At 59.3% G+C, this 2,036-nt stretch carries 2 protein-coding genes; both read right to left on the reverse strand.

The window, feature by feature from the left end; translation table 11 throughout:
* Positions 1-1,059 (reverse strand): HAMP domain-containing protein (locus K8I01_12240; GenBank protein MBZ0221186.1); only part of this gene is annotated, 1,059 nt, incomplete at its 3' end.
* Positions 1,060-1,720: 661 nt separating this feature from the next.
* Positions 1,721-2,036: chemotaxis protein CheW (locus K8I01_12245; GenBank protein MBZ0221187.1), on the reverse strand; the 316-nt coding region annotated here is incomplete at its 5' end.

The following is a 2,036-nucleotide window of genomic DNA, read 5'->3' on the forward strand; positions in this document are numbered from 1 at the left end:
GGCCCTCGCGGCCTCTATGGCGGCGTTCAGGGCAAGGAGGTTCGTCTGCCTCGCTATCTCCTCGATTATCGATATCTTCGAGGCTATCTCTTTCATCGCGCCCACGGTCTCGGAGACCGCCTGCCCGCTCTCCTTCGCGTCCGAGGCCGCTTTCTGGGCTATCTTTTCGGTCTGCTGCGCGTTGTCGGTATTCTGCCTTATGTTGGCGCTCATCTGCTCCATTGAGGATGAGGTCTCCTCGATGGACGCCGCCTGCTCGGTCGAGCCCTGCGATATCTGCTGGGCCCCGCTTGATAGCTCCTGCGCGCCGCTTGCGACGTTGTCCGAGACGGCCCTCACGTCGGAGACTACCTCGCGGAGCCTGGAGACCATGTTCTTCATGGCTGCCAGCAGGGCGCCGATCTCATCGGAGCTTTTAACCTCCACTTCAATAGTCAGGTCGCCTTTCGCCAGCCTGTCCGTCATGAGGTCCCGGACATAATTGACCGGTACGATTATCTTCCGTTTTACGACGAAGAGCGAAGCAACCCCCAGCGCAGCCACGAACGCGAGCACCAGGATGGAGATTATCATGTTGATCTGGGCCGAGCGCATGTCTGCTGCGACCTTTTCCCCGACCTCGCGGCCTACTGCCGCCGATACAGCCAGTATGGCGTTTATGGCCTCGGTGCTTTTCTCAAGCCAGACGCCGCCGTCTATGGGGTACTTGCCTGTCGAGGCGGCGCTGTACACCGACTCGCGTACCCTCTCGAAAGAGTCGAGGAAAAGCCTGTCCATTTCAGCGACGGCGCTCTTTACCCCTGTCCTGGACCCTTCGGAAGCCCTGAGCTTCAGGATGGTCTTTACATTGAGGTCGACTATGGCCCTGAAGGTGTTAAGCCTCTCCAGGGTAGCCGCGTCTACCGGTTTCTTGCCAGCTATAAACGACCCGAGAGTGGCCCTCTCCCTTCCGGCATATTCGCTTACGAGCCAGACCGCCTGCTTGAGCTCGATATTCATCCGGAGGGCCTCGCCGAGGGTCTCCTTGCTGGCTGTGGAGGCGAACGCGGCGGTCCTCATCTCCGCCGCGGCGTCGATAAAGGCGGTCGCGGCCGGGATCCATTCTTTTGCGGTGAATGTCCTGGAAGCGCTCGAAAAATTGGCGTCGGCGCTCCTCCTCGCGGAATCGAAATTGGCGTGAGCGTTCTTGGCGCTCGCCAGAGCGGCCTTAAAAGCCGTGTTGGCCGGGTCTATCAAGGCGAGCGAGTCGGCGTCCTTGAAGGCCCGCTCCAGCGGAGCGTCCCCTTTCGACCTGACGTCCTTCACGGCCTGCAGAAGGGAGCCTTCAGCGGCGCCCAGTGACGAGAGCGCGGCTGCGGTAAAGCCGCGCTCCTGTGCCTGGAACCCCGCCGCCGTTATGATATCGTCCGATATCCTGTTGGCCAGCTCTATTCTCTGGAATTCCTTCCTGCTCCCGTATGCGCTTGCCAGGTTCGCAACCGACTGCGCCGCGAGCACCAGGACCAGTATGCCAACGAGGCCCGTCAGGAAATTCCTTATGCTTATCCTGTCTAAAAGCTTCATTTCCGTCCCCTTTCGTTTGAAGCCATACTGCCCTCGTCTTCGCCTCCGGCGAAAACCCTCCCGGTCTAACCTCAGATTACCCATATGCATATCCGAGGGCACGTCCGATGAACGAAAACGGGCGCTATACGGCCAAACCAGGGTGGAACCGGGCTCTCTAAGAGGCCTCCCTCATGTCGCCGGCAAGGGCAAGCTCGTCGCTTGAGAATATCCTGTTTATCTCAAGGATGATTATGAACTGCTCATCCCTCTTGCCCATGCCTTTTATGAACTCGGTATTGAGCCTCGTGCCTATGCGCGGGGGCGGCTCAATATGCCCGGGCTCTATCTCGATGACCTCCTGGACCGAGTCCGCGAGAGCCCCGATTACGAGCTTTTCGCCGTCAAGGCTTATCTCGACGATTATTATGCAGGTGTTGACCGTCTGCTCCGTACGGCTCATGCCGAACTTCAGGCGCATGTCGACTACCGGC

Source organism: Deltaproteobacteria bacterium (genome assembly GCA_019912665.1).
GTDB lineage: Bacteria > Desulfobacterota > GWC2-55-46 > GWC2-55-46 > GWC2-55-46 > UBA5799.